This window comes from Flagellimonas olearia, assembly GCF_004150225.1.
In the GTDB taxonomy this organism is placed as follows: Bacteria; Bacteroidota; Bacteroidia; order Flavobacteriales; family Flavobacteriaceae; genus Flagellimonas; species Flagellimonas olearia.
On record NZ_ML142908.1, the window covers coordinates 84,006 to 110,804 of the forward strand.

At 45.1% G+C, this 26,799-nt stretch carries 21 protein-coding genes; 14 read left to right on the top strand and 7 right to left on the bottom strand.

Annotated elements, in window-relative coordinates; translation table 11 throughout:
- Position 1: 1 nt before the first annotated feature.
- The 11 genes from DN53_RS05665 to DN53_RS05715 all read left to right on the top strand — a co-directional run bounded on the left by DN53_RS05665 (position 2) and on the right by DN53_RS05715 (position 12,226).
- The gene (locus tag DN53_RS05665; protein ID WP_129653436.1) at positions 2-2,515 is read left to right on the top strand and encodes a ThuA domain-containing protein; all 2,514 of its coding nucleotides are present in this window, start codon (positions 2-4) and stop codon (positions 2,513-2,515) included.
- Between the two features lie 45 nt (positions 2,516-2,560).
- Positions 2,561-3,322: a ThuA domain-containing protein gene (locus DN53_RS05670; RefSeq protein ID WP_207211090.1), complete on the top strand. Its 762-nt coding sequence runs from the start codon at positions 2,561-2,563 to the stop codon at positions 3,320-3,322.
- Entirely contained in the window at positions 3,322-3,732 is a 411-nt protein-coding gene (locus DN53_RS05675) for a PTS sugar transporter subunit IIA (RefSeq protein WP_165357295.1), read from the top strand. Before DN53_RS05670 ends, DN53_RS05675 begins: the two co-directional genes overlap by 1 nt.
- Positions 3,725-4,195, top strand: coding sequence for a PTS sugar transporter subunit IIB (locus DN53_RS05680; RefSeq protein ID WP_129653438.1), 471 nt, complete (start codon positions 3,725-3,727; stop codon positions 4,193-4,195). Before DN53_RS05675 ends, DN53_RS05680 begins: the two co-directional genes overlap by 8 nt.
- 14 nt (positions 4,196-4,209) lie before the next feature.
- Positions 4,210-5,778, top strand: a complete 1,569-nt coding sequence (locus DN53_RS05685) for a PTS system mannose/fructose/sorbose family transporter subunit IID (RefSeq protein WP_129653439.1) — start codon at positions 4,210-4,212, stop codon at positions 5,776-5,778.
- 10 nt (positions 5,779-5,788) lie between these two features.
- Positions 5,789-7,516: a phosphoenolpyruvate--protein phosphotransferase gene (gene ptsP / locus DN53_RS05690; RefSeq protein WP_207211091.1), complete on the top strand. Its 1,728-nt coding sequence runs from the start codon at positions 5,789-5,791 to the stop codon at positions 7,514-7,516.
- Entirely contained in the window at positions 7,513-7,779 is a 267-nt protein-coding gene (locus DN53_RS05695) for an HPr family phosphocarrier protein (protein ID WP_165357298.1), read from the top strand. Before ptsP ends, DN53_RS05695 begins: the two co-directional genes overlap by 4 nt.
- Before the next feature lie 9 nt (positions 7,780-7,788).
- Positions 7,789-8,529, top strand: a complete 741-nt coding sequence (locus DN53_RS05700; protein ID WP_129653441.1) for a 6-phosphogluconolactonase — start codon at positions 7,789-7,791, stop codon at positions 8,527-8,529.
- Positions 8,530-8,596: 67 nt separating this feature from the next.
- Positions 8,597-9,982 carry a glycoside hydrolase family 18 protein gene (locus DN53_RS05705; protein WP_207211092.1) on the top strand — a complete coding sequence of 462 codons (1,386 nt, stop codon included), beginning with the start codon at positions 8,597-8,599 and terminating at the stop codon, positions 9,980-9,982.
- Entirely contained in the window at positions 9,979-10,899 is a 921-nt protein-coding gene (locus DN53_RS05710) for a ThuA domain-containing protein (RefSeq protein ID WP_129653442.1), read from the top strand. Before DN53_RS05705 ends, DN53_RS05710 begins: the two co-directional genes overlap by 4 nt.
- 106 nt (positions 10,900-11,005) lie before the next feature.
- Positions 11,006-12,226 carry an FG-GAP repeat domain-containing protein gene (locus DN53_RS05715; protein ID WP_129653443.1) on the top strand — a complete coding sequence of 407 codons (1,221 nt, stop codon included), beginning with the start codon at positions 11,006-11,008 and terminating at the stop codon, positions 12,224-12,226.
- A gap of 29 nt (positions 12,227-12,255) precedes the next feature.
- Here the strand turns inward: DN53_RS05715 and DN53_RS05720 are convergent, their stop codons facing one another.
- The 7 genes from DN53_RS05720 to DN53_RS05750 form a co-directional block, all read right to left on the bottom strand.
- On the bottom strand, positions 12,256-14,400 hold the full coding sequence (locus DN53_RS05720; RefSeq protein WP_129653444.1) for a xanthine dehydrogenase family protein molybdopterin-binding subunit: 2,145 nt from the start codon (positions 14,398-14,400) through the stop codon (positions 12,256-12,258).
- A 9-nt stretch (positions 14,401-14,409) separates the two neighbouring features.
- A complete protein-coding gene (locus DN53_RS05725) occupies positions 14,410-14,868 on the bottom strand; it encodes a (2Fe-2S)-binding protein (protein WP_313790133.1) in 459 nt (152 codons plus the stop codon).
- Positions 14,869-15,072: 204 nt separating this feature from the next.
- Complete coding sequence (locus DN53_RS05730; RefSeq protein ID WP_129653446.1) at positions 15,073-15,921, bottom strand: toxin-antitoxin system YwqK family antitoxin; 849 nt, start codon at positions 15,919-15,921, stop codon at positions 15,073-15,075.
- Between the two features lie 138 nt (positions 15,922-16,059).
- Entirely contained in the window at positions 16,060-17,214 is a 1,155-nt protein-coding gene (locus DN53_RS05735) for an N-acetylglucosamine-6-phosphate deacetylase (RefSeq protein ID WP_207211093.1), read from the bottom strand.
- 69 nt (positions 17,215-17,283) lie between these two features.
- The gene (locus tag DN53_RS05740; RefSeq protein WP_207211094.1) at positions 17,284-18,693 is read right to left on the bottom strand and encodes a sodium:solute symporter family protein; all 1,410 of its coding nucleotides are present in this window, start codon (positions 18,691-18,693) and stop codon (positions 17,284-17,286) included.
- 30 nt (positions 18,694-18,723) lie between these two features.
- Positions 18,724-20,271 (bottom strand): DUF4838 domain-containing protein, encoded by a 1,548-nt coding sequence (locus DN53_RS05745; RefSeq protein ID WP_129653447.1) that lies wholly within the window; start codon positions 20,269-20,271, stop codon positions 18,724-18,726.
- 10 nt (positions 20,272-20,281) lie between these two features.
- On the bottom strand, positions 20,282-21,043 hold the full coding sequence (locus DN53_RS05750; RefSeq protein ID WP_129653448.1) for a 6-phosphogluconolactonase: 762 nt from the start codon (positions 21,041-21,043) through the stop codon (positions 20,282-20,284).
- Between the two features lie 218 nt (positions 21,044-21,261).
- Here DN53_RS05750 and DN53_RS05755 point away from each other — a divergent pair, with 218 nt between their 5' ends.
- The 3 genes from DN53_RS05755 to DN53_RS05765 all read left to right on the top strand — a co-directional run bounded on the left by DN53_RS05755 (position 21,262) and on the right by DN53_RS05765 (position 26,790).
- On the top strand, positions 21,262-22,290 hold the full coding sequence (locus DN53_RS05755) for a LacI family DNA-binding transcriptional regulator (RefSeq protein WP_129653449.1): 1,029 nt from the start codon (positions 21,262-21,264) through the stop codon (positions 22,288-22,290).
- A 319-nt stretch (positions 22,291-22,609) separates the two neighbouring features.
- Positions 22,610-25,270, top strand: coding sequence for a PSD1 and planctomycete cytochrome C domain-containing protein (locus DN53_RS05760; protein ID WP_242502077.1), 2,661 nt, complete (start codon positions 22,610-22,612; stop codon positions 25,268-25,270).
- Positions 25,267-26,790: a DUF1501 domain-containing protein gene (locus DN53_RS05765; protein WP_129653450.1), complete on the top strand. Its 1,524-nt coding sequence runs from the start codon at positions 25,267-25,269 to the stop codon at positions 26,788-26,790. Before DN53_RS05760 ends, DN53_RS05765 begins: the two co-directional genes overlap by 4 nt.
- The last annotated feature ends 9 nt before the right edge of the window (positions 26,791-26,799 follow it).

Here is a 26,799-nt window from a genome sequence, read left to right on the forward strand (position 1 = left end):
CATGAAAAGTCGCCAGTTTTTTATCTCTGCTCTATGGGTCTTCACCTTGATCGGCCTTGGAACCTTGCATGCTCAAGAGCATGACACCAAAAAAAACAAGGTGTTTGTCATCGGGGCCGTGGACCAATATCATTCGCCCATGGCGGACAAATCCGAGAGCATGTTTGCCCAACTGGCCAACAAAAATAATTTTGAACTGCATTTTACGCGGGATACCTCAGAGATAAATCCATTGAATCTGGCCCAATACGATGTGTTCGTTCAACTGCACGTAGCTCCTTTTGACCTTTCCGCTGCCCAGCAATATGCCATTCAACAGTTTATGGAGAAAGGCAAGGGTTGGATCGGAATCCATGCTGCCGGACTCACAGGCACCCAATTTGACCAAAAGGGAAAAGAATATTGGAAATGGTATGAAAATCTCTTGGGTGGTGTAATCTATTCCCCCCATCCTCCGCTCCAAGACGGTTTGGTTCGAATTGTGAATTCAGAACACCCAATTACCAAGGGGCTATCCGCCAGCTTTACCCTGCGCGATGAGTGGTATGAGTTTGACCGGCTTCCGTCCCCACCCGTGAACATCCTTGCCATAGCGGACGAAAGCACATACGAACCCCGAAAACCTATGGGCTACCACCCCGTGGTCTGGACCAACCCTAGTTATGACAAAGCGGTATACATCAGTATTGGCCACCACACCAGTTCGTGCGACAATCCAGACTATAGGACCCTGGTAGGAAATGCCATCAACTGGGCAGCAGACCAACATGGAAAAGAAGAAAGACAGATGGATAGCTTTCTGGAAAGCCAAGCCACTATTTTGGTCAATCAGGTGGGTTATGACAGCAATCTTCCGAAAGAGGCCGTTCTTAAAACCAAAGCTCCCATTCCCTCCGGTAAAGCTTTCGCCTTGGTTGATACCAGGACAGGAGAAAAAGTATTTACCGGTTCCATTGGAAAATCGGAACAGGTCATGGATTGGTCGGATGATTGGTATACCACCATCAATTTCTCCCAATTCAACACCCCGGGCTTTTATAACATTCAAATAGCGTTTGACGGTAATAATCTCCAATCTTTTGATTTTGAAATCAACCACCAATTGATATCCAAAAGCCTGATTCCTGCCATCACCAAATTTTTTTATGGACAAAGGGCAGATTCCGAAGAAGAGCTTATTGGGGACAGCAACGTAAAACTTTTTGGCAGCGAAACCACCGTTGATCTTCGCGGCGGCTGGTGTGATGCTTCAGGGGACGTGAGCAAATACTTTTCGCATTTGGCGTATACCAACTACATGAATCCGCAACAGACCCCATTGGTGGATTGGTCCATGATGGAAACCGTAGAATCCATTCCAAATCTTTTGGAGGCCTCTGGAATCAAGGACTCCCTCATCCAAGAAACGTTCTACGGGGCAGATTACATCATGAAATCGCTATCCCCCGAAGGCTATTTCTACATGACCCTCTTCTCGTACTTTAAAAAAGATCCCAAGGAAAGACGTGTAGTGGGATTGTTGGCCAATAGTAAAACCACATCGGATTATCAAAGTGGCTTTCGCGAAGGAGGGGGCATGGGTGTGGCCGCATTGGCCCGCATCTCCACATGGAAATGGAAAAGTAAGTATAGGCCCAGCGAATATCTGAAAGCGGCCGAGAAGGCTTATGCACATTTGCTAGAAAACAGCACCAAGTACATTGATGACCATACGGAAAACATCTTGGATGATTATTCGGCTTTAATGGCCAGTACCGAACTATGGTTGGCCACAGGAAAACCCAAATACCAAAAAGATGCCAGGACAAGGGCGGAAAAGCTTGTCCAAAGACAGTCCGAGGAAGGCTTCTTCTGGAGTGATGATGCAAAGACAAGACCCTTTTGGCATGCCTCGGATGCCGGACTTCCCTTGATAGCCTTGATCCGATATTTGGATGCCGAAAAAGACAGCGAGTTGAGAAGCCAGACCCTAAGTACCCTTAAAAAATTCATTGATTATCAACTACAGATTTCGGCAGAGACCGCCAATCCGTTCCAGTATCCCAGACAGACCTTCAAATATGAAGGCACTATCATGAATGGTTTCTTTATCCCGCATGAAAATGAAAGTGGCTGGTGGTGGCAAGGGGAAAATGCCAGAATCGGTTCGTTGGCCACTGCATTGTTGAAAGGGGGTCGATTGGTATATCCCGCACCCACCCATTTGGGAGTGAGCCCAGAATTGGAGCAATCCATTAGTGCCTATCTGAACTGGATTTTGGGCACCAATCCCTATCAGGTATGCATGATGTACGGTTATGGGCAGGTCAATGTACCCTATATGGCCTCCATGTATGGGCACGGGTCGGGCATAGGGGGCATTTCCAACGGGATTACCGGTTTCAAGGAAAAACCGGATGGCAGCGGAATTGATTTCAGATATGAGGATTCTGGTAATGAATGGCGATGGAGTGAGCAATGGATTCCCCATACCGCATGGTTTTTACAAGCGTTGACCGCCTTGGAATCAAAATAAAAAAGGGTTTGTTTCCCGATATGACAACTTAAAAAGATCAATCAAATGAAAACGATTTCTATACTGTTTACCGCCTTGCTCGGTTTAGTGATGACCACCTCAGCATTTTCCCAAACCAAAAAACGAATGATCGTGATTGCCGAGCGGGGTGAAATCCATGAAAGCTTTGTGGCCGCTGCTTTGGAATGGCTGGATGGCTATAGCGCCGCGAACCACCTGGAATACGACCTTATTACGGAAACCGATTCCATTTCCACCGATTTTTTGGCCCGGTATGATTTGTTCCTTCAGTTAAATTTCCCGCCTTATCGCTGGTCGGATGCATCAAAGGCCGCCTTTGAAGACTACATTGACAATGGTAAGGGAGCATGGATAGGATTCCACCATGCAGCACTCTTGGGCGAGTTCGACGGTTATGAAATGTGGGGTTGGTTTTCCAACTTTTTGGGAGGCATCCGGTTCAAGGATTATGTTGCTAAAAGAGTGGATGGAGAAGTACATATTGAGGAGAAGGGCCACCCAATTTTCAAGTCGCTTCCCGACCACTTTAACCTCCCAAGGGAAGAATGGTACACCTTTGACCGCAATCCAAGGGATGGCGCAAAGGTTTTGGCCACCGTGGATGAAAATAGCTACAACCCACCATCCGATATAACCATGGGAGACCATCCGGTCATTTGGACCAATCCCACCAAGAAAGCCAAAAACGTATACTTTCTGTTTGGTCACCACGGCGGATTGTTTGAGATACAAGAGTTCACCACACTCTTTGAAAACACCCTTCAATGGGCCCTAAAAAAAGATTGATGAGAAAATTTTTGATAGCAACACACGGCAGGTTTGCCTCCGGTATAAAATCATCTTTGGATATGATCATCGGGGCACAGGACAACATTTTTGTCCTGGATGCCTATACCGATAACGATAGTCCCATACAGGACCATTTGGATGACATTCTAAAAGAAATCGAAATAGGTGATGAGCTGGTCGTGTTCACGGACATCATGGGAGGAAGTATTACGAATCAAATCATACAACGGATCAACTCTGGCAATGCACATATTGTCTCAGGGGTAAATCTACCCTTATTGATCGAAGTAATCCTTTCAGACCCTAACGAAGATCTTCAAAAGGTCTTGAATGATGCCATTGAAAATGCAAAAACGCAAATCGTTTACGTGAGCAAATTGATAACTAAACAAACTCAAAATGATTAAATTAACTAGAATAGACGATCGACTAGTGCACGGTCAGGTCGCATTCACATGGGTGCCATCCCTTGGAGTGGACTGCCTTTTGGTGGCCAACGACAAGGTTGCCCAAGACGACTTCCAAAAAATGACCTTGGGCCTGGCCAAACCGGCCGGGGTAAAATTGGTAATCCGTTCCCTTGAAGAATCCATTCAGTTTTTGAACGATGAGAAAAACAAGTCCTTGAAAGTGCTCATCCTGATTAACTCGGTTATGGATGCTTTTGCCATGGTAGATGGGGTCAAAGAAATCAAATCAATCAATTTCGGAGGTATCCGTTCTGGGGAAGGAAAGCGACTGATTTCCAAATCGGTGGCCATATCGGAAGAGGATAGCACACTTATACACACCCTGCTGGAAAAAGGGGTGGAATTGGAGGTTCGTCAAGTTCCCACGGACAAAAAGCAAATGATCGAAACTCTATTATAACACCCTTCTTTTAGATGATAACCAATATTCTAATAACCTTAATAGCGGTGTTCGGTCATTTTGAGGACTTTTTGGGCACCACCTTGCTCAGCAGACCTTTGGTGCTGGGCCCTCTCGTGGGTCTGGTACTGGGTGATGTTACCCAAGGCATCATCATGGGCGCCACTTTGGAGCTGATATTTATGGGAAACATCAAAGTTGGGGCGGCCATCCCCCCTGATGTCATTACCGGAGGTGTTCTGGGAACCGCCTTTGCCATCATGTCCGGCAAGGGAACGTCCATAGCATTGGGATTGGCAGTACCCATCTCAATTTTGGCGGAAATGATCTTGAGTGGACTCTTTATTTTCCGTGCCGTGTTCAATAAAAAGTTTGAACAGTATGCTGAAGCAGGTGATATTCAAAAATTTCAGCGACTGCACATTATTTCAGGTCTGCTAAAACCCCTTTTAATGGGGCTGATTGTCTTTTTGGCACTTTTTCTTGGTGCGGATGCCATGAAAGTGTTCTTGGATATGATCCCCCATTGGGTAAACGATGGGTTGAAAGTGGCCGGCAACATGCTTCCCGCTTTGGGGTTTGCTTTGCTCATGCATGTAATGTTCAACAAAAAAGTGGCCCACTATTTCTTCTTGGGCTTCATTCTGAGCAGTTACTTAAAATTGCCCATGATCGCCATTGGCGGAATTGGGATTATCATAGCGCTCGTCATCACCAAGTTTACAGAACAAAATTTTGATTCCGATGATGGGGACGAAACCGCAGATAGTGACGAAGCCATGTTTTCACTGTCCAAAAAGGAGGTCAGGGGTATTTTCTATCGATCTCTTGCCTTGGAAGCCAATTTCAATTTTGAGACATGTCAAAATACAGGGTTTGCATTTTCAATCATCCATGTACTGAAGAAGCTATACAAGACCAAGGAAGACATTTCAGCCGCCCTTAAACGTCATTTACAGTTTTTCAATACAAGTCCATATGGTTCCACATTGATTTTGGGTGTGGCCGCGGCCATGGAAGAGCAAAATGCAAAGACCAAGGATTTCAACCCGGAATCCATCAATGCCGTAAAGGTGGGTCTTATGGGGCCTATTGCCGGAATATTCGATTCCTTGTTCTGGGGAACACTAAAAGTAGTGGCCGCAGGTGTTGGAGCATCACTGGCCCTTCAAGGGAACATTATAGGTCCGGTTCTATTTATCATCATATACAATGGTCCGCACCTTTGGCTCAGATACAAGCTTACCTTTATTGGATATACCCAAGGGAACCGCTTTTTACAACGACTGTCAGGGAGTAAGCTAATGGACAACCTTACGTTTGGGTCTTCCATTGTTGGCCTTATGGTTGTTGGGGCCATGCCCTCCCTGCTCATGTCGGTAAACACCCCAATAGAGATTGGGACAGGAGATTCCACGGTTGCATTGCAGGGAATTTTGGATCAATTGGCGCCAGGGATCATTCCATTGTTATTGACCTTTTTAACCTACTTCTTTTTAAAGAAGAACGTGAAGGTCACCCTATTGTTATTGGGACTGCTTGTACTAGGATTCTTGGGAAGCATGTTCCACATATTCATCTAGACTTGTAAAAGTGGATAAAGAAGAAAAAATAGAAAAACGATTTATGGGGGTGGCCGCATCCCCAGGCATTTCCATAGGGTACGCCCATCTTATCATCAAGACCAGACCAACTTTATCTGGAATTTTGATCGACGACCAATCGATTCCCATCGAACTTGAAAAGTTTGAGGATGCCATCCGTAAGTCAATGGGGCAACTTGAGCTGTTGAAGGACAAAGCAAAATCAAACCCAGAAGAATTTGACATTCTGGAATCACATATTGAATTGTTGCAGGACCCACAGATCAATGATGAAGTCATAAACCATATTACCGAGGAAAGAAAGAATGCAATGGACGCGGTGACCTTGGTGGTCAACAAAATGGTACAGCTCTTTGAAGGATTGGATGATGCCTATTTACGTGCTCGATCGGCAGATATTCGGGATATTGGAGATCGTATTGCGGGAAATCTACAGGGAAATCACAAAGTAATAACTCCTCTTGGCCCCAATTCCATCGTATTGGCCAAGGAACTCTCCCCTTCGGACACCATATCCATGGATTTGGAAAAGGTTTTGGGCTTCGCCACGGAAACTGGGGGAGCCGTTTCGCATACCGCGATCTTGGCCAAATCCAATAATGTACCCGCAGTATTGGGCTGTGGTGAACTATTGGAAACCGTAATCCATGGAGATCATATCATTGTGGATGGAACCCAAGGAACGGTGATTGTAAACCCAAGCGAAAATGTGAAGGAAGAATACCGACAAAAGCAGGTGGATTTTATCAAACACAAGGCCTATCTAAACTCGTTGAAAGAGGTGCCTGCCATTACCAATGATGGGGTTGGTATAACCCTATTGGCCAATATCTCCAATGACAAAGACATGACGAAGGCCTTGGAATTTGGCGCCAAGGGAGCAGGTCTTTTGCGTACCGAGATGATGTATATGGAAAAGGAATCCTTCCCAACTGAAGAGGAGCAATACCAATTCTATAAATCGGTGGCCATCCATGCCCAAGGCACTCCCGTTACTGTAAGAACACTTGATATAGGTGGTGATAAACCCTTGGGGTATTTTGACCTTCCCAAAGAGGAGAATCCCTTTTTGGGATACCGGGCCATTCGAATTTCCCTGGACCGCCAGGAAATATTTACCACCCAACTTCGGGCCATTCTCAGAGCGGGTGTACATGGAAACCTTAAAATCATGTTCCCCATGATCTCCAGTGTCATGGAGCTTCGGAAAGCCAAGGAAATTTTGGACCAAGTCAAGGAAGAGCTGTTCTCCGAAGGCATTGTATTTGCTCCGAACATCCCCGTGGGAATCATGATTGAGGTTCCTTCAGCCGCAATCATGGCAGATGTACTCGCCAAGGAAGTGGATTTTTTCAGCATTGGTACAAATGATCTTTGCCAATATACCCTTGCCGTAGATCGCGGGAACGAAAACATCAAACAGCTGTACGACCCATTTGATCCCGCCGTGTTGAGGCTTGTTCATCAGAGTATTGAGCGGGCCCATGACCATAACATATCAGTAAGCGTGTGCGGAGAGCTTGCCTCTGATACCAGGGCAACCCTCCTTTTAATGGGAATGGGACTGAGGGAATTTTCAATGAGCAGTACCTCCATTCCAGAGGTAAAGGATATCATTCGCAAACACAATATCAAGAAAGCCAAAGAAATATGGAATCATGTCATGAACATGGACCATTCAAAAAGTATAACCGACTATCTCGAAAAACATATATGATTTCAAAAGAATACATCATCACGGATCCAGATGGAATCCATGCCCGACCAGCGGCAAATCTGATCAAAATTGGACGAAAATTTCAATCGACCATACAAATCAAAAAAGATAAGGACCCCATTGAACTCAACAGTATGATCGGGTTGATGACGTTGGGGGCAAAAGGGGGCGATTCCATAATGCTGACCATAGAGGGTGAGGACGAATTGGAAGCTGCCCAAGCCATAGAAGATTTTTTTCAAAACGAATTGAGTAAACCATAACAACGATACATGAAAATTACCATTACCAAGGACGAATCGGATTTTGACATCACCGCTGCATGGCGGATCATTGCACAGATCTTGGAAAAACCAGATTCCGTAATCGGGCTTTCAACGGGACAGACCACGATCAACATGCACGCCATTGTTTCCCAAATCCATGAAAAATACCCTTTTGCCGTAGATCAGCTCACCCTGTTCAATGTGGATGAATTGACCAATCTCCCCCGTGAGTATGCCGGTAGCTGCTATACCATGATCAAAAACCAGATTGCCGGTCCGCTAGGGATTCCAGAGGAGAATTTCATCATGCCCCCTACCATGTCCGATGATTTTGAGGCCGAAGCAAAGCTTTTTGAGGAGCGTTTGGCCGAACGGGGCGGGGCCGACCTACAGATGTTGGGGCTCGGCACCAACGGCCATATTGGGATCAATCAGCCAGGAACTCCGTTTGAAAGTGAGACTTGGGTTTCCCCCATGGATCCCGATTTTGAGGCACGGGTGCGTAGGGAAACCAATGTGTCCGCCGATCATGAACTGGGTGGTCTTACCCGGGGCATCAAAAATATTATGCTCACCCGAAAACTGATCCTGATCGTAAAGGGAGAGCACAAGGCCGAAATGGTGGAAAAGGCCGTATTGGGACCCGTAACCACTGATATTCCTGCTTCGGTGGTGCAATTACACCCCAATTGTGAGGTATTGTTGGATGCTGCCGCTGCATCCCGTATCAAAGATAAAATCTCGTAAGAAAACTGTAATGATCGCTTAGGTTGATCATAAAGGCCAAATAAATGAATCGATAAAATCAAAACAAATGAGGAGACTACTATTTTGTTTCGCCGCATTGCTCCTATCTTTTTCAGGATGGGGACAATTCGCCACTACAAGCCTTCCCAAAACTTGGGACCACTATCCTTCGGGAATCCAAAAAAGGGGATTCGGACTCCATGCGTCACAATTGGTGCAGATGGACAGTGACCCAGGCTTGGAGGATGTACTGTTGTTCAGTGCGCATAATGGGCATTACCCCTACTTCGATCTTTTTAAAAATTACTATGTAATTCTAGATCACTACTCCAAGGAAGTGCAGTACACCTCATCGGTTACCATTTCCACGGAACGGGATATCCTATTGGAAGACCGTGACAAGGATGGCAAATACGAACTCTATCGCAAGTATTTCAAGGATGATGCATTTACTGTGGATGAAGAAGGCAACCATCTGGATGTGGAGTGGTTTTATGATACGATTGAATTCGACAAAAAAGTGGTCGTGGCCTATGTGACCTCATGGAAAGAAGGGCTGCCAGACCCATCGTATGTGACCCATATCAATTATGCGTTTGGACATGTTACCGATAGTTTTGATGGGGTGCGTATTGACAACGAGGAACGTTTACAGACCATTGTGGACCTCAAGAAACAATTTCCTTCCCTGAAGGTAATGCTGTCCATTGGAGGCTGGGGAAGCGGACGTTTTAGTGAAATGGCCGCCGATAAAGGGAATCGGGAGCGATTTGCAGCCGACTGCCAACGCGTAGTGGAGGAATTTGGCCTTGATGGAATAGATATCGACTGGGAGTATCCCACAAGCAACTTGGCCAAAATTTCCGCCTCTCCTGACGATACCGCCAACTTTACATTGTTGATGAAAGACATCAGGGATGCCATTGGCCCCTACAAACTGTTGACCTTGGCCACTGTGGCCTCTGGGGAATACATCAATTTTAGGGACATCATGCCTTATACTGATTTTGTGAACATCATGGCCTATGATATGGGAATGCCCCCAAACCACCATTCAGCTCTCTACAGATCTAAACGAACCGGAAATATAACCTCCGAGGAAGCCGTGGATGCCCATTTAAAAGCTGGTGTACCATTGGATAAACTGGTCATGGGGATGCCCCTTTATGGAAAAGGGGATCGGGACAAAGTCGGGGATGTGGATTACAAGAGCCTGCTGCGGCAGACCAAATATGAGGTAAAATGGGATGAAGACGCCAAGGTTTCTTATTTGGTCAACTCACGGGGCCAGATGATCTATACGTTTGAAACCCCAGAATCCATAGCATTAAAATGCCAATTCATATTGAACAGGGGACTGCGGGGAGGTATGTACTGGTCCTATGAATCCGACGACGAGGAAGGAGCCATGATAAAAACCATTTATAACATCTTAAGAACCCAAAAGCCATGAAAAAACTAAATATGGCCCTGCTTGGCCTAATTACATTGTTGGGAGGTGTTTCCCAGATGCAGGCACAAAAGACAATCAAAACGATGATCGTGACCGGACAAGATGGAAACCATTGGTGGAAAGGCAGTAGTGATGCCTTAAAACAGACTTTGGAGAACAGCGGTCTGTTCTCGGTCGATATAGAAACCACGCCCAATTGGGATGGGGATATTGCCTTGTTCAACCCCAACTTTGACCAGTATGATCTGGTAGTGATCAATTATGGGGGAACCACTTGGGCCGAACCTACCCAAAAGAAGTTCGAGGAATACGTTGCCCAAGGAGGAGGCGTCGTGGTCATGCACTCTTCCATTGTGGCCATGGACGACTGGGCCGAATACAACAAAATGATCGGATTGGGTGCATGGAACGGGCGCAATGAGAAAGATGGACCTTATGTTTATTGGAAAAATGACCGGATTGTCTACGATTATTCTCCTGGAAGTGCTGGGCACCATGCTTTACAGCATCCATTTACCGTGGTCCACAGAAAGCCAGACCACCCAATTTTAAAAGGTCTTCCGCCCGTATGGGAACATTTCAAGGACGAGCTTTATGGGAGAACCCGTGGTCCCGCCCAACATATGGAAGTACTGGCCACCGCTTATGATGATCCCGAGTTGGATGGTACAGGTAGAAATGAGCCTATGCTATGGACCGTAAAATATGGAAAAGGACGTGTGTTTGTTACAGCCATGGGGCATGCAGGGAACGATCCTGAACTTCGGTATTCTACAGAATGTACGGGGTTTCAGGTCACCTTGCTTCGGGGGGCGGAATGGGCCGCTTCGGGAAAGGTCACCCAAAGAGTACCCAATGATTTTCCCAGCGAGGGAGTCATCACCTTACGAAAACAATTTAAATATCTACCTCGATAAATCCGTAAGGTTTAAAGGGAATTAAATCAATTGAGTTGGACCAATTATCGGCAATACCTTTTTTTTGATATGGCTAAAAAGCATTCAAAACTTTAAAACATAGCACATGCAAAACGTACAGCCACACCATTACATTTTCATAGCACTATTGGGTATCTCTACCGGTGCAAGTTCACAATCCAATGAAACCTCCTATTTTATGGATGTCACGGAAACCCACATTCCCCATGATCCAGAAGCCCATGCTTTGGATGTTGCCTTGTTGGATGTGGACGCAGATGGGGATTTGGATGCCATACTGGCGTTGGAATCAGACATCAACCGACTGTACCTCAACGATGGCAAGGGAAAGTTCACATGGAAAAAAGGAGTGTTTGGAGGTGGGTCACATGACACGGAACATGTACGTATTGCTGATTTCAACGATGATGGAATCATGGATATCATCTTTGTTGCCGAAGATGACCAATACCATGAATATTATTTGGGCAATGGTGATGCCTCCTTCCAAAATGTCAGCGACAGAATGCTTGGTCAAAGTGAAGGCAATGGATTGGACGTAGGTGATGTAAATGGAGACGAGCTACCTGACATCTTGATTGGAAATTCAGGAGTTTCCGGTCAAAACTTCCTTTGGCTCAATGACAAAAACAACCCGGGTTACTTTATTGATTATACCGCACAGGGATTGCCCCAAATCAATGATGGGTCCCAAAGCATCGCACTGGCCGATTTGGATGGCGATGGGGATTTGGATATGGTCGTGGGCAACGAAATCCCCCCGAACAGGCTGTTTCTCAACGATGGCATGGGAACATTTAAGGAAGTGGCCGACCAATTGGAACTTTCTGTCCCTTTGCACACTAGAAAGGTTATTTTGGTAGATGCCGAAAATGATGGCGATTTAGACATTGTATTTGCCAACCTCACCAATAATGGGGGACAATGGGAAAAAGACCCCCGAACCCGTCTTCTTATCAATGATGGGAACGCCCATTTCAAGGACCAAACCGAAAAAATGCCTTCCAATACCTTTTCAACCTATGCCGGCAGCCCTATAGATTTTGATCAAGATGGTGACATGGACCTTCTGATGAGTGCCATAGAAATCCCTCCTTTTGCCCCTATGCAAATGCATGCCTATGAAAATGACGGGAACGGGAATTTTATAGACAAGACCCAAGAGATTATCCCAAAAAACACTTTTGGCAGAAGCTGGGACATTGCCATTGGCGATGTAAACGGTGACGGCATTGATGATGCCCTCATTGGAGGATGGGGGTCACAGTTGCGATTGTTGCTGGGAAAAAAGAAACAACAAAAATAATGGGTCTGTTATCCTTGAGCTTCCAATATTCAGGGGATTTCCAAAACCGGTGCATCCCGTAACCGTATTCCCGTAGCATTGTAAATAGCATTCAGAACTGCCGGGGCCACTCCAGGAACCCCTGGCTCGCCGACCCCCGTCGGCATATGATCGGATGCCATCAAATGGACTTCAATTTCTGGCGTTTCACTATATCTCAACAAGGGATAGTCATGGAAATTAGACTGCTCCACCCTGCCTTCTTTTACAGTAATGCACCCTTTGAGCAATGCCGTCAATCCCCAAACAATGCTCCCCTCAATTTGGGATTTCACCTGACTGGGGTTGATTACCTTGCCGCAATCCACAACAGAGGTGAACTTATGGACTTTCAACTGGCCTTCCTTTACCGAAACCTCAGCAATATGGGCACAATAGGAGTAGTTGTACATTATGGCCGAAACCCCAAAGGCACGACCCTCTTTCGTAGTTTTTGTATATCCAGACTTCTGGGATGCCGTTTCCAGGGTCTTTCTTAACCGTATTGCTTCCAGTTGGTAGGGCGATTCCGGGTTTCTATTCAAGCTGGAAACATCTGCTCCCCCCAACAATTCCAACCGAAATGCAAGGGGGTCCTTTCCAAGTTTATGGGCCACCTCATCCATAAAAGATTCCATACCAAAACCCCATGGATAGGCCATTACACTCCTCCATGAAGCTCTTGGAAGCAGTTGCTTTGCCGAGTTCTGTATGCTTTCATGGAATCGTATGGGTTTGCCATATAAGTAAGATGGATAATTGGATGCCCGTGTAAAATATCCTTTGTTGGAAAAGCCCAAAAAGATATTGTTCTTTCCCAAATGGGCCGACCAATATTCCACCGCGTACGGATGATATTTGGATACTGATATGGTATCTTCCCTGGTCCAAATCAATTTTACCGGCCTCCTTACCTTCCCTGACAGTATTACGGCCTCCTCTACAAAATCCGTAAAAAACCTTCTTCCGAAACCTCCTCCTGCAAATTTATTATGGATAATGACCGATGCCAGAGGAAGGCCTGTAAGCTCCGCTATTCTTTCCCGGGTCATTTGTGGGGATTGGGTCCCGGCCCAAACCTCAACCTCATACCCTTTATGAAAAGCAACCGAGTTCAAGGGTTCCATACACGCGTTTGCCTGATATGGAATTGTATATCTTGCCGAAATGGTCTCTTCTATCGGCGCATTGGGAAAATCACTGAACGCTCCACCTTCAATAGGTTTTACTGCCTTTTCATTTTCCTCAAATTCATTATAGATGGCATTTTCATCCAAAGATGCATTGGCCCCATAATCCCATGTGATCTCCAGCAATTCACTGGCTTTGATTGCCCTCCATGACGAATCGGCCAATACGGCAATTCCCGAACGCACCCCACCAACAAAGTCATTTTCAAAAACAGGAATGGGCTCAATCTGAACTATTTTGATAACACCCGGCATCTTTTTAGCGGCATCTGCATTGAAATGCTTCACCACACCGCCAAATACCGGACATCGGACAATGCGGGCATATATCATATTGGGAAGGGTCACATCCATGGAATATTCCAAACTCCCGGTAACGATTTTTTTGTTTTTGTGGCCCGAAATGGACTTTCCAATATATTGGTAGTCCGATTCCTTTTTGTAAGCAATGTCTTCCGATGGGTATTCGTCTTTGACCAAAGACAGTAATTCTTCAAATGCTATTTTTAGCTGGGTCTTGGTTGAATGTACAAATCCATCTTTGGCATAACAATCAACAGGAAGAACATCCCATTTTTTGGATGCGGCCAGAATCAGCATTTCCCGAGCCATGGCAGCAGCTTTTCGTAGGGGTTCCCATAACTTTCTGATGCCATTGCTTCCTCCTGTCCCTTGGGTTCCGGGAAATTTTTCAAAGCTTCCATCTGCCAATTGGATCTTGATCTTGTCCCAATCCGCCCCCAGTTCATCGGCCAAAATTTGGGTGAGGCCGGTAGAAGTTCCTTGGCCTATTTCAGATTGGGGGCAACTGAATTCCACAGTACCATCTGGCATTATCCTTAGAAAGAAGTTAGGTTCCCATGGCTCCACGGGTTCTGTCTCACAGCCCATAAAACCAATACAGGAACTGATTAACAACCCTCCAGCCCCAAAACTCGTTGATTTCAAAAAAAATCTGCGCTCCATATCAATATACTATATGCTTTTGACTCTTAAGATGGCTTTTTCAATCCGGTTGTAGGTACCGCATCGACAGAGATTCCCATCCATGGCCTTTTTGATTTGCTGAAGGGAAGGATCAGGGTTTTGGTCCAATAAGGAGACGGCACTGATGATTTGACCACTCTGGCAGTATCCACATTGGGGAACATCTTCCGCTATCCAAGCTTCTTGTACAGGGTGCAGTCTATCTTCCGTTCCTATTCCTTCAATGGTTACAATGGTTTTATCTGTAACTGTTTCAACGGGCAATGCGCAGGACCGGATCGAGACACCATCCACCATGACGGAACATGCACCACATTGTCCGATTCCACAACCATACTTTGTCCCCTTAAGACCCAGACTGTCCCTTAATACCCAAAGTAAAGGTGTTGCGGGGTCATCTTCAATTGTGTAGTACTTACCATTGATGTGAAGTGATATCATGTTTATCGGAGTTTTGACGATAAACTTATAGGGTAGTCTCCAGGATTCCTTCCTGTTTTTCGAAAATAGGAGATGAATTGTACGTATAAAGATCAATATTGAAATTCTTAATCCCAAGTTGATTCCCAAACATCAAGATGACATTAACAAGAAAGGCCGGGATTTAAAATCCCGGCCTTTCTTGTTGCACGAACCATATTTTTAAAATCCCTAGAAAATGGGCAGGTATCCGTCCAAATAATCGATGGTTTCCAGTAACTTCCCATTACTGTCATAGTAATTCACCGTGCCATCCCCATTCACCAAGCTTCCTTTTTCCAAGCGGTTTCCTTTTCCATCAAAACAAGAAATTACGTCCATAAGTCTACCTTTATCATGCAAAAGCACATGATATAGTTGACCGTTATCGTGATAATGTTTCCATTCTCCATCCTTTGATCCTTTTTCATAATTGCCTATCTCTGCCAACTTTCCATTCCCGTGGTAATATTTCCACTCTCCAAAACCATCCCCGTCCTCATATGCCCCAGTTTTCTCCAAGGTTCCATCCTTATAATATTTCTCATAGATTCCTTCACGCACCTGATCTTTATAGTTTATCAGCTCCGAGAGTTTACCGTCTTCATAGTACATTTCCCATTGTCCGTCACGTCTGTCATTTTTGTAAGCTCCTGTTTCCTTAAGTTGCCCATTCTTGTAATATTCCTTCCAATTGCCTTGCTGATCGCCATTTGAATAACTTCCAATTTTAATCAATTGGCCGTTCTCCGAATACTCTTTGTATGTCCCATGGATCCTTCCTTTCTGATATACCCTTACCTCGGCCAACTGCCCGTTCTCATGGTAAACCTTTGCCTCGCCAATCGGCATACCCGCTTCCATAGTGGCTATGGCCGCCAACTGACCACTTCTATAATATTTTTTCCAAGTACCCGTTGGCATACCATTTTCCAAAACGCCAACCTCATCCAGTTCTCCGGTATCATAATAGGTTTTGTGCTCTTGGGCATTTGCACGTATACCAATTACCAGGAATACGACCAATAATAGTTTCTTCATATTTTCCCTTTTCGGTTAATCTGTTTAAAATGAATTTTTGTAGACTAGGTCTTTAGTGGAACGAATAAAACCCCGTTATCGTATGGACGCAACAGATGCACTTTATTTTACCTTAGGTCCTTTTAAAGAAAACCAATTCTAACTACTTGATGGGTAGACCACTTTTCCTGATTTTATGGTCTGAACAATTTGAATCTTATTTGATCTACGTTCAAAAACCACAAGATCGACCTTTCCATTTTCGCTGATACCGTATCCCTCGATGTTCATTACTTCCATTGGTTTGATGGATGCCATACGCCATGCCACTGACAGGGGAACCAAGTCTGAGTTTACCAAATGATCGACACAATGGACCAGTGATTGCGCAGAACCTGCCAAAAGGCTTGGACTTTTCTTCATGAAGAGCCTTCCTTCCTTGCCCAGTTCAATGGCACCTCCAATATGCGAAGTATAGGTTCCCGGAGGTAATCCTGCAAATTGGGTGCAGTCACTTACCAAAACGCTCTTCCCGGGCTTTACCTTCATAAAAACCTTCAACACGGATTCTGGAAGATGAAACCCATCGGCGATAAGGGAAATCCACAAATCATCCGAAGCCAATTGTTCCCAAATATAATTGGGGTGACGGGGCAAGTTAAGGTGGGCGGCATTCCCCAAATGGGTGGACATGCGAGCACCCGCTACCACCGCATTCTTTATCTGTTCAGGAGTCGCTGCGGTATGTCCAAGGGAAACCAACACTCCTGAAGCAGTGCATTTCTTTATAAAATCATATGCCCCCTCCCTCTCTGGAGCAAGGGTCATCAGTTTTATCCGGCCTTTGGCACATTCTTGCCATGCTTTAAAAAGCTCCCAATCTGGATTTTTGATATGTTCAAGCGGATGTGCTCCACGCGGGCCTTCTTCCGCGGAAAGGAACGGACCTTCCAAATGGATACCCCCAATGGAATCATTCACAAGCTTATCTTCCTCACAGGCTGCCACTATGGTTTCTATGGCACGGGATATAGTATCGTCCGAATTGGTAATCAAAGTGGGATAGAACGTGGTGACCCCCACTTCCCATAAGCATTGGACAACTTTCGCTACCTCTTCCTTGGTGATGTCCCCACTGTTGAAATCGATTCCCTTGTACCCGTTTACCTGAAGATCTACCAATCCTGGAGCTATCCGATGACTCAATCCTTCCGAAGGTATATCCACCAGCTTGGATATGGTCCCATTTTCAATATGGATTTCAACACCCTTCCCACTTTCAAAATGTATACCTCTCAATGGGGCTTGCATCATATTATTCTTTTGACTTGCTCTCCAATTTAAGATGTAAATCCTTTACTTCAGCAGGTACAGGTTTATTATTCAACCATCCCCATAGCACAAAAAGAAAAAATGATACCAAGGTTGGCCCCCAATTTCCAAGGCAAGGGAATTCGTTGGAACAAGTTTCAATCCCATAAAAGCCAACAGCCCTCCAACTATGGAAATCAATGCCGCCCTTCCATCACTTTTGGCAAAAGCGGGCAACAATCCCAAGATCATGGGAATGGAAATAGGCCCTAACAACGCCGCAAACCAGCTGACAATCAATCCAAACACTCCTCCAAAATAACTGGAATTCAGCGCTGTAATAATGGTACACAGGGTAAAACAGAAAGTAGTGACCCTAGCAAGGCGGAGCAATTTTTTATCCGTAAACGTTCTTATTTTAGGAAACAACACAGGAAGTATGTCCCTACTGATCACTGCCGATACCGTATTGGAATCCGAAGCGGTCATGGAAAGGGTATTGGCAAACAACGAAGCCAACACAAGGCCCACCAAGCCGGAGGGCAAAAACTCTTTGACCAGCATTCCGTAGGAAAGAGTGGGGTCCGAAAGGTTTTCAAAGAACAAGGGCGCACTGAACATGGGATAAAAAAGCACCAAGGGCCAAACAAAATAAAGTATGGAAGATAATATGGCAGCCTTTTTGGCCATCTTTCCCGATTTGGAAGAAATGAACCGCGTAGCCAAATTCCAGGTGCCTCCACTATAGCTGAAAAAATTAATGATCAATATCACACAGACAAAACCAAAGGTATAGGGTTCATTGAATAAGTTGGAATGCCCTTCTGGTAATCTATCCCATACGGTAAAGATTCCATCGAGACCATCATCAAGTTTTAAGATGATCACCACAAACATGGTGATACCTGCAAGAAGTTGCACCATAAATTGTCCAAAATCATTCCAAACATCCGCCCAAAGACCGCCAATGGTAATGTATATAAGTGAGATCATTCCCACCAAGATGATACCAAAACTAATGGAAGCTCCACTGAAAACATTCAACAAAACTGCAATGGCGGCCAATTTCCCTCCAGTATCAAAAACCTTTATAATGGCCCCTGTCCATGCAATCAGTTGTTGGGTTTTCAGGTCATATCGTTTCAGCAAATATTCTGTTGGGGACTGCACCCCAGAAAAAATACGGAGACGGGACCATCGTGGGGCAATAAAGAATGCCGCCATCAAAGTAGCCAAGGCAACGGTAAAGGCCCACCAAACATACAAACTGAAGCCATGGGTGTAGGCGATACCCGCATAGGCGACAAAAACGGCTCCACTATACCCTGAAACATGGTGTGAGATACCCGACAACCACCAAGGGAGCTTTCCGCCAGCGGTATAAAAGTCGGCTGAATTCTTTACCCGAAAATAGGCCCAGAGACCTATGCCCAAGAGCATTAGGAAATAGATAGACAAAACAATCCAGTCAAGTATCTGCATGATTTAAAGTGGGGTTATCCCTGTCATTGGTTATTTGGCCTTTGCAAGTCGGTCATAAAGACCTTTGACCTGCTGAACCCGTATGTTGTTCTGCTCTTGCAGTTCCGCATCATAAAGAAACCCTTTGTTGAGTGCCATAAAACGCTTGTTGAGCGTTTCGGCTTCAGTTAGAATAGCGTCCAATTTTGCAAGCAAAGCTGGAGTTTCCACTACTGAAAAATCTTTGGAATTGTACCGGGCCTCCACTGCTTTGAAATCCAAATAGTGCATCCGCAAATCGGCCATTAGCTTAAAATGCTCAAATTCCTTTTGGTTTCTACGGGGCTCAACCTGGTTGATTTCTTTCCGAATTGGGTCATATTTGGCCTTTACTTCATCAATACTGGCGCTTTTTTCAGGTTTTCCGTTCGCAATCAACTCTGAATCCGCCGAAAGGAATTTCCATAGCACCTGACTGTCCTTATGGCTTAAACCAAACCGTTCTTTCCCATATTGCAAAGCAAAGGATTGCCCATCAATGGGGGCATCCTGTTCCAAGGCCTGGGCATAGCTTGCGATCAAAATTCGGAAACCGGACATGGGATAGTTGTTCCTTATCTGTACCATATCCAACACGTCATATCCAGAATCCCAAGTAAAACCATATACACCGGAAGTGGACCAAGAAGTCATGACCATACCTTTGTAGCCCGCTTGTCTGGCATAAGGAATAAAATCGCTCTGATTTTGAAAATGCTTTGGCCATTTGGTCACATACCAATTATCCGGATGGGACCGTATGGACGGAGAGCCCCAAAAGGTAAACCCAATTTTCTGAAGGGAAGGAATGTCGCCAAAGTGACTTATTTTCCATCCATAATTCCAATCCACAAAAATGGTTTCCGCTGGTAAATCAGCAGCTGCTTCGGGGTGTTCCAAGATAATATCGGCCCACATTACGGGAATTTTTCCCAATCCGATCACGATTTCAGATATCATTTTCATATGGTCCACAAACAGTTTGGACTTGCCATACTTTTCCGATTTCTCTTTACATCTTGGGCAATGCCCCAACAAATAGGTCTCGTCCCCACCAATATGGATGTAATCCGAATTATGTGTTTCCGCCAAATCTGAAAACAACTCCGTAAATAGAGCTTTGCTCGCTTCGTCTTCCATGGGACAGAGTTGGGAAATATCCTTTTGGTCTTCTTTCAGTTGACTATATCTAGGATTCCTTAGAATATATTCCACATGTCCCAAACTCTGTTGTAAAGGAATCACCTTTATGCCCAAGCTGTCGCAGTAGGAGATAAAATCATCAATTTCCTCACGGGTATATGAATATTTATTGGAAATGGCAGGGTGGTTCTTAAACGGATAGGTCCCTTCCCATTCCATGACCAAAGTATTCATCCCAAAATCTGCCAGCTCCTTGGCAAAATTTTTCAAGGCCTCTGGCGTCATGACCTGTATCCTTAGGTCAATATGAAACCCTCTTACCTTAAAATCCGGGTTATCCTGTCCCCGCAAGGTCAGAGTAGCCTTGAGACATAAAACCAGAATCAACAAGGTCCTTAATAAGTGATTTGAAATCATATTTCTTGTTTTAAATTGAAATTTCCATAACTTTTTGATACGCATCCTCATCAAAGTAAAAGGTACAATCCGGGTGTGTAGTCAAGATGGATGCCGGGCAACTTTCGGCAACCGGCCCCGTCAATGTATTTTTTACCGCCTCACTTTTATTTGTTCCCAAAACAACACAGAACATTCTTTTTCCACGGACCAAAGCGGGTACGGTCAATGTCAAGGCTTTTTTGGGCACATCTTCCAATCTCTCAAAACATTGGTCATTTACCTGTTGAATCCTACAAGCTTCATCCAATTTCACCACCTTAATGGTCTTGGAATCGTTAAAATCTGCCACAGGAGGGTCATTGAAAGCAATGTGTCCATTTTCACCGATACCCAAACAAACCACATCAATTGGTTTTTCATTGATCAAAGCTGAATATCGGGAAAGCTCACTTTCCACTTCGCCAAATGGGTCGATCAAGATTTGCTTCTTCAAGGGAACCTTTGAAAAAAGTCTGCTTTTTAAGTATTCCGAAAAATGTTGTTTAGCTCCTTTGGGCAGTCCCAAATACTCATCCATATGAAAAGCCGTTACCTTGCTCCACTCAATACGTTTTGAGGCCGACAAGTAATCCAACATGGCATCTTGTGAGGGTGCTGCTGCGAAAATAATCCGGATATCGTCTTGCCACTGCTGAAGTTTAACAAGGTGCTCTTCAACTGCTCTTCCTGCTGCCTCCCCTGCTTCCATTCGTGAAGCATACACATTTATATTATCGTGGTTTTCCCCCATTCTTCCCTAACTAGAAAATGATTAGGACCCAAATATAGAGTTAGCGCAATATTTATGCAAACGTTTGCATAAATAATTTCGAATCAAAATGGACCAAAGAATCCCCTAGCATTAAAAATCCGCTAAATTTGTCTGTAAAATTGGAAAAAATGTCCAGTGTTCGATTAATGAACAATTCCAACATTTAAAATAAACGCAAACGTTTGTAATTCGCTATAATGTCCCGCCCAAGAATAACCCTTAAAGATTTGGCCAAGGAGCTCCAACTATCCCCATCCACCATTTCGAGGGCCATTGCAGGGCATCCTGCCATAAGTGAATCCACCAAGAAAAAGGTACGGAAAAAAGCCGAGGAACTTGGTTTTGTGCCCAATTCGATTGCAGCAGGCTTCCGAAAAAAAAGAACCCACTCCATTGGGGTCATCGTTCCTCAAATAGATGTCCATTTTCACTCATTGGTCATCAGCGGCATAGAAGATCTTGCCTACAGGGAAGGCTACAACATTACCATATTCCAATCCAAGGATTCCATTGAAAGGGAAAAGGAAATTGCCAAGATCCTACAGAATAGATTGGTGGAAGGCATTATTGTATGTCTTTCCAATGAAACCAAGAGCTATACCCATTTTAAAAAGTTGGTCAAACTTGGGATTCCCATCATATTCTACGATCGGGTCCCTTTGGATTTTCAGGCCAATAAAGTGGTCATAGATGATTTTGGCTCTGCTTTCAAGGCCACGGAACATCTTATCGAACAAGGGTGTCAAAGAATAGGGCATATAGCAGGGAATCAAGGCGCCTCAATATTTAAGCATCGTTTTGAGGGGTACAAAGCTGCATTACAGGCGCATGATATTCCTTATGACCCCAATTTGGTCCTTGAGACCCAAAACCTCAGTTATGAAGAAGGGGCTTCCTGCGCCCATAAATTCATTGCCCTGCCCCAAATACCCGATGGGATTTTCTGCTCCAACGACTATACGGCCATCAGCGCAGTTCAAGTTTTCCAAAAAGCCGGATTTAAGGTTCCCGAACAAATAGCGGTGGTAGGGTTCAGTAATTACCCTATATCACAGGTAATCCAACCCAACCTTACCACGGTAAATGACCGGGCATACCAAATGGGAGAGGCCGCCGCTAAATTATTGATACGACAAATCGAGGATGAAGACAATGCCATCGACTTTGAAACCATCACCCTTAAAACGGATTTAGTAATCCGGGAATCCTCGCTTCGAAAAAAGTAATCCCAGAATCACTGTTTTGTAGATTACCAACCTAAAACTTATGTGCACCTCAAGTTTAGCACTGTGCAATTTTCCTTGTTTCGAAAAAGCACAAATCTTTCAAAAGTTCAAAAAACAAACCACAAAAAAGTTTTCGTACAGTCTTAAGAAACACCAACGATTACATACATTTACAAAACAGCAAAAAAAGTACTATTTTTTGCATCATTTAATGTAGATTTCCATAATAATTCTATATAATATTTACAAATACTCAAAAAAAATGCCGATTCGACATTTTCTCATATTTCTTGGAGCATCGATTTTGTCCGCTATGCTCATGGGTTGTAACACTGGTGAAAAAGTTGATTTTGCCAGTGAGGTAAGACCTATTCTGAACAAACATTGCATTACCTGTCATGGAGGGGTCAAAAAAAGTGGTGGCATTAGCTTCCTTTTTGAAGAAGAGGCCTTAGCCGAAGGCGAATCGGGGAAAAGGGCCATAATTCCAGGTAATGCGAGTGCCAGTGAGTTTATCCGCCGTTTGCACGAAGATGATCCAGAATTGAGGATGCCCTATGAAAAACCGGCATTGAACCAAGAAGAAATCGATTTACTGGAGCGGTGGATCAACCAAGGTGCCCAATGGGGCAAGCATTGGGCCTATACCTCTCCCCAAGATATTGAGGTTCCACAACCAGACCAAGAGGCAGGTTTTTTACCGGAGAACAATGATTTCATCCAAAGCGACATTGACCATTTTATCATGGCCCGTCTTGAAGAAAATGAGTTGTCTCCCAATGCACCCGCCCCAAAAGGTATCATTGCCAGACGATTGGCCTTTGATTTAACCGGGCTACCTCCCAAAGCAACCTGGTTTGATGCCTATATCCAAGGGGAAATGGAATATGAAACTTTGGTGGACAGCCTTTTGGCACAACCTTCCTTTGGTGAAAAATGGGCCAGTTGGTGGCTAGATCTTGCACGCTACGCGGATAGCAAAGGGTATGAAAAAGATCAAGGCAGAACCATGTGGAAATATCGGGATTGGGTCATAAAAGCCCTTAATGAAAATATGCCCTACGACCAGTTCACCACAGAACAACTTGCCGGCGACTTATTGCCACAGCCTTCCATGGACCAACTTATTGCCACAGCCTTCCACCGAAATACCATGAACAACGATGAAGGAGGTACAGAAGATGAAGAATTCAGGGTAGCTTCCGTACTGGATCGCGTCAATACTACTTTCCAAGTTTGGCAAAGTACCACCATGGAGTGTGTTCAGTGCCATAGTCATACGTACGATCCTTTTAGGCATGAGGAATACTATAATATGATGGCTTTTTTCAACAATGCCATGGACGAGGACACCCCCCACGAGGATCCTGTATTGAAATTCTACAGCGAAGATGACCAAAAGACCTTGAACGAAATCTTTCAATGGAATCTAAAGCATGGAAACCAGGAAGTAGCCGATAAATTCAATAAATTTTTAATATACAACGAGCCTTTTTATCAGGTCCACCACGCGAAGAACTTTGTCAATGGCGAACTGGCCGACACCAAATATCTCTCCCTTTGGCCCAATGGTTCCTGTTACTATGACGACATTTATACCCAAGGTGCGCCCAACCTTTATTTTAAGTATTGGGCCAATGACAATGGTACGGTCATGACACTTCGAAAAGACAATGATACGGGCGAAGTCTTGGCGCGTTTCAATATTGATAAGACTCCTCGAGAGATTATCCGTAAAGTGCCATTTGTCCAGGTACAAGATTCGATTCGCTTGTTTTTTGAAGCTGAAAACACAACGCTGCCCCAACAGACAGGGACCAGTTTTATATCTTGGTTTGCCTTTTTGCCCGACCTTCCCGGCGAAGGACAACCTGGCCACGATCAAATCCAGAAAAAATTCCTGGATCTCTTGAACACGGCTACGCCAACTGTGCCCATTATGATCGAGAATCCTGATCATATGACCCGTACAACCCGAGTTTTTGAACGGGGAAATTGGCTTACCCTAACCGATACCGTCACCCCGGCCACACCGGCGATATTGAACCCATGGAAACAGGAGTGGCCCAAAAACAGATTAGGTCTGGCGCAATGGTTAGTGAGCAAGGAGAACCCCTTGACCGCACGCACCTTGGTAAACCGGGTTTGGCATCAATTGTTCGGGAATGGTTTTGTGGCTTCGCTTGAAGATATGGGGTCACAATCCGAACCGCCTTCACATCCAGCTTTGCTGGATTGGTTGTCACTCCGGTTAATGAATGAAAATGAGTGGCAGTTGAAGTCGCTCATCAAGGATATCGTGATGTCCGGCACCTATCGTCAAAGTTCTGAAGGCAATCCAACCTTGCACCAAATAGACCCAGAGAACAGACTCTATGCCCGTGGCCCAAGATTGCGTTTGACTGCGGAACAGGTTAGGGACCAGGCCTTGGCCGTTTCGGGACTGTTGAGTTCAAAAATGTATGGTCCCAGTGTTATGCCCCCACAACCTGATGGGGTCTGGCAGACCGTCTACAGCAGTGAGACTTGGGTGGAAAGCAAAGGAGAGGATCGTTATAGACGGGGTCTTTATACCTATATCAAACGCACTAGTCCATATCCCAGCTTTATGAGTTTTGATGCTAGTAGTCGTGAGGTATGTACCATCCGAAGAACCGTGACCAACACCCCTTTACAGGCCTTGGTGACCCTGAACGACCCAGTATATCTTGAGGCGGCCCACCAACTGGCCAAGGATATGCAAAAAGCGGAAAATATTGAAACTGCCATTGCCCGGGGCTATGAAAAGGCCGTCTTTAGGGAATTGAGCCCAGATAAAAAACAGGCGTTGTCCGAATTGTATGAAGAATCCTTGGCCACCTTTAAAATGGACACGAAGGCCATGGATGACTTTTTGGGAACCGCTGATGCAGAATTGGCCGCGTTGACCGTTGTGGCCAACGCCATTATGAACCTTGATGAATTTATTACAAAGTCATGAGCAAAGATTCTTTGGACCGATTGATCCACGAAAAACTGATGCGTGAAGTACAGGCGCAGACCCGTCGACATTTTATGAAACAGTGCGCCACGGGAATGGGTGGCTTGGCATTGAGCGGTTTCTTGGCTTCCTGTAATTTTCAAAATAATGACCCTACAGCTGCCCTAAAAAAAGGCTTCCAGTTAACGGAAAGGGACCTAAACCCCTTGGCCACATTGCCACCCCCTTTTGCCCCCAAGGTAAAATCAGTGATCTATCTGCACATGGCTGGATCGCCTTCGCAATTGGAAATGTTCGATTATAAGCCCGAATTGGCCAAATTGCACAACCAAGATTGCCCACAATCGCTTTTGCAGGGCAAAAAATTCGCGTTTATCCGGGGTACCCCAAAACTTCTTGGACCCCAAGCCGAATTTGAACGGGTCGGCGAAAGTGGCAATTGGGTTTCCGAAAACCTGCCCCATTTCAAAAAAGTAGTGGATGAAGTGGCTTTCCTAAAAGCGGTGAATACGGACCAGTTCAACCATGGACCTGCCCAATTGTTCATGCATACAGGAACACCTCGTTTGGGAAGACCCAGTGTTGGATCATGGGTTACCTATGGCCTTGGTTCGGAAAATCAGAATTTACCCGGTTTTGTGGTACTCACCTCTGGTGGACAGGCACCCAGTGCTGGAAAAAGTGTTTGGGGAAGTGGATTTTTGCCTTCGGTTTATCAAGGGGTTCAGTGTCGATCCAAAGGAGACCCCGTACTCTATATTGATGACCCCAAAGGCATGTCCCGTGACCTAAAAAAGAGTACTATTGATGCCATCAACAAAATCAATAAAGCCGAATACGCCCAGTATGCGGACCCGGAGATTCTGGCCCGTATCAATCAATATGAAATGGCCTATCGCATGCAGATTGCCGTTCCAGAAGTGATGAACATCAACAATGAACCGGATAATATCAAGGAAATGTACGGGGTGGAACCTGGAAAAGAGTCCTTTGCCAACAACTGTCTGCTTGCCCGAAAACTGGTGGAACAAGGGGTACGCTATGTACAATTGTTCGATTGGGGCTGGGACAGCCACGGAACGGACCACAGTACTGCCGTGGATTTGGGACTTCGGAACAAATGTCGACAAATAGACCGACCCATGACCGCTCTCCTATTGGATTTAAAACAACGTGGTCTTTTGGATGACACCTTGGTGGTTTGGGGCGGTGAATTTGGCCGTACTCCCATGAAGGAAAACCGTGAAGGCAAGGAAATGGGCTTTATGGGCCGAGATCACCATGGTGATGCCTTTACCATGTGGATGGCCGGTGGGGGCATCAAAAAAGGTGCCTGCCATGGGGAAACCGATGAAATCGGGTTCTCCGCAGTGGATGGGGCGGTCTCCGTACACGACGTCCATGCCACCATGCTCCACTTGCTCGGCTTCAACCATGAACAGTTCACCTTCGATTTCCAGGGAAGACCTTTTAGGTTGACCGACGTACACGGAGAAGTCATCAAAGAAATATTGGCGTAATCGCAACCA

What these genes read in the sequence shown, in the direction of transcription:
- DN53_RS05765 (WP_129653450.1), top strand. Translation starts at nt 25,267, where the DNA reads ATGAGCAAAGATTCTTTGGACCGATTGATCCACGAAAAACTGATGCGT.
- DN53_RS05675 (WP_165357295.1), top strand. Translation starts at nt 3,322, where the DNA reads ATGAGAAAATTTTTGATAGCAACACACGGCAGGTTTGCCTCCGGTATA.
- DN53_RS05750 (WP_129653448.1), bottom strand. Translation starts at nt 21,043, where the DNA reads ATGGGGGAAAACCACGATAATATAAATGTGTATGCTTCACGAATGGAA.
- DN53_RS05735 (WP_207211093.1), bottom strand. Translation starts at nt 17,214, where the DNA reads ATGATGCAAGCCCCATTGAGAGGTATACATTTTGAAAGTGGGAAGGGT.
- DN53_RS05715 (WP_129653443.1), top strand. Translation starts at nt 11,006, where the DNA reads ATGCAAAACGTACAGCCACACCATTACATTTTCATAGCACTATTGGGT.
- DN53_RS05740 (WP_207211094.1), bottom strand. Translation starts at nt 18,693, where the DNA reads ATGCAGATACTTGACTGGATTGTTTTGTCTATCTATTTCCTAATGCTC.
- DN53_RS05700 (WP_129653441.1), top strand. Translation starts at nt 7,789, where the DNA reads ATGAAAATTACCATTACCAAGGACGAATCGGATTTTGACATCACCGCT.
- DN53_RS05760 (WP_242502077.1), top strand. Translation starts at nt 22,610, where the DNA reads ATGGGTTGTAACACTGGTGAAAAAGTTGATTTTGCCAGTGAGGTAAGA.
- DN53_RS05710 (WP_129653442.1), top strand. Translation starts at nt 9,979, where the DNA reads ATGAAAAAACTAAATATGGCCCTGCTTGGCCTAATTACATTGTTGGGA.
- DN53_RS05680 (WP_129653438.1), top strand. Translation starts at nt 3,725, where the DNA reads ATGATTAAATTAACTAGAATAGACGATCGACTAGTGCACGGTCAGGTC.
- DN53_RS05755 (WP_129653449.1), top strand. Translation starts at nt 21,262, where the DNA reads ATGTCCCGCCCAAGAATAACCCTTAAAGATTTGGCCAAGGAGCTCCAA.
- DN53_RS05705 (WP_207211092.1), top strand. Translation starts at nt 8,597, where the DNA reads ATGAGGAGACTACTATTTTGTTTCGCCGCATTGCTCCTATCTTTTTCA.
- DN53_RS05720 (WP_129653444.1), bottom strand. Translation starts at nt 14,400, where the DNA reads ATGGAGCGCAGATTTTTTTTGAAATCAACGAGTTTTGGGGCTGGAGGG.
- DN53_RS05665 (WP_129653436.1), top strand. Translation starts at nt 2, where the DNA reads ATGAAAAGTCGCCAGTTTTTTATCTCTGCTCTATGGGTCTTCACCTTG.
- DN53_RS05670 (WP_207211090.1), top strand. Translation starts at nt 2,561, where the DNA reads ATGAAAACGATTTCTATACTGTTTACCGCCTTGCTCGGTTTAGTGATG.
- DN53_RS05695 (WP_165357298.1), top strand. Translation starts at nt 7,513, where the DNA reads ATGATTTCAAAAGAATACATCATCACGGATCCAGATGGAATCCATGCC.
- DN53_RS05745 (WP_129653447.1), bottom strand. Translation starts at nt 20,271, where the DNA reads ATGATTTCAAATCACTTATTAAGGACCTTGTTGATTCTGGTTTTATGT.
- DN53_RS05730 (WP_129653446.1), bottom strand. Translation starts at nt 15,921, where the DNA reads ATGAAGAAACTATTATTGGTCGTATTCCTGGTAATTGGTATACGTGCA.
- DN53_RS05685 (WP_129653439.1), top strand. Translation starts at nt 4,210, where the DNA reads ATGATAACCAATATTCTAATAACCTTAATAGCGGTGTTCGGTCATTTT.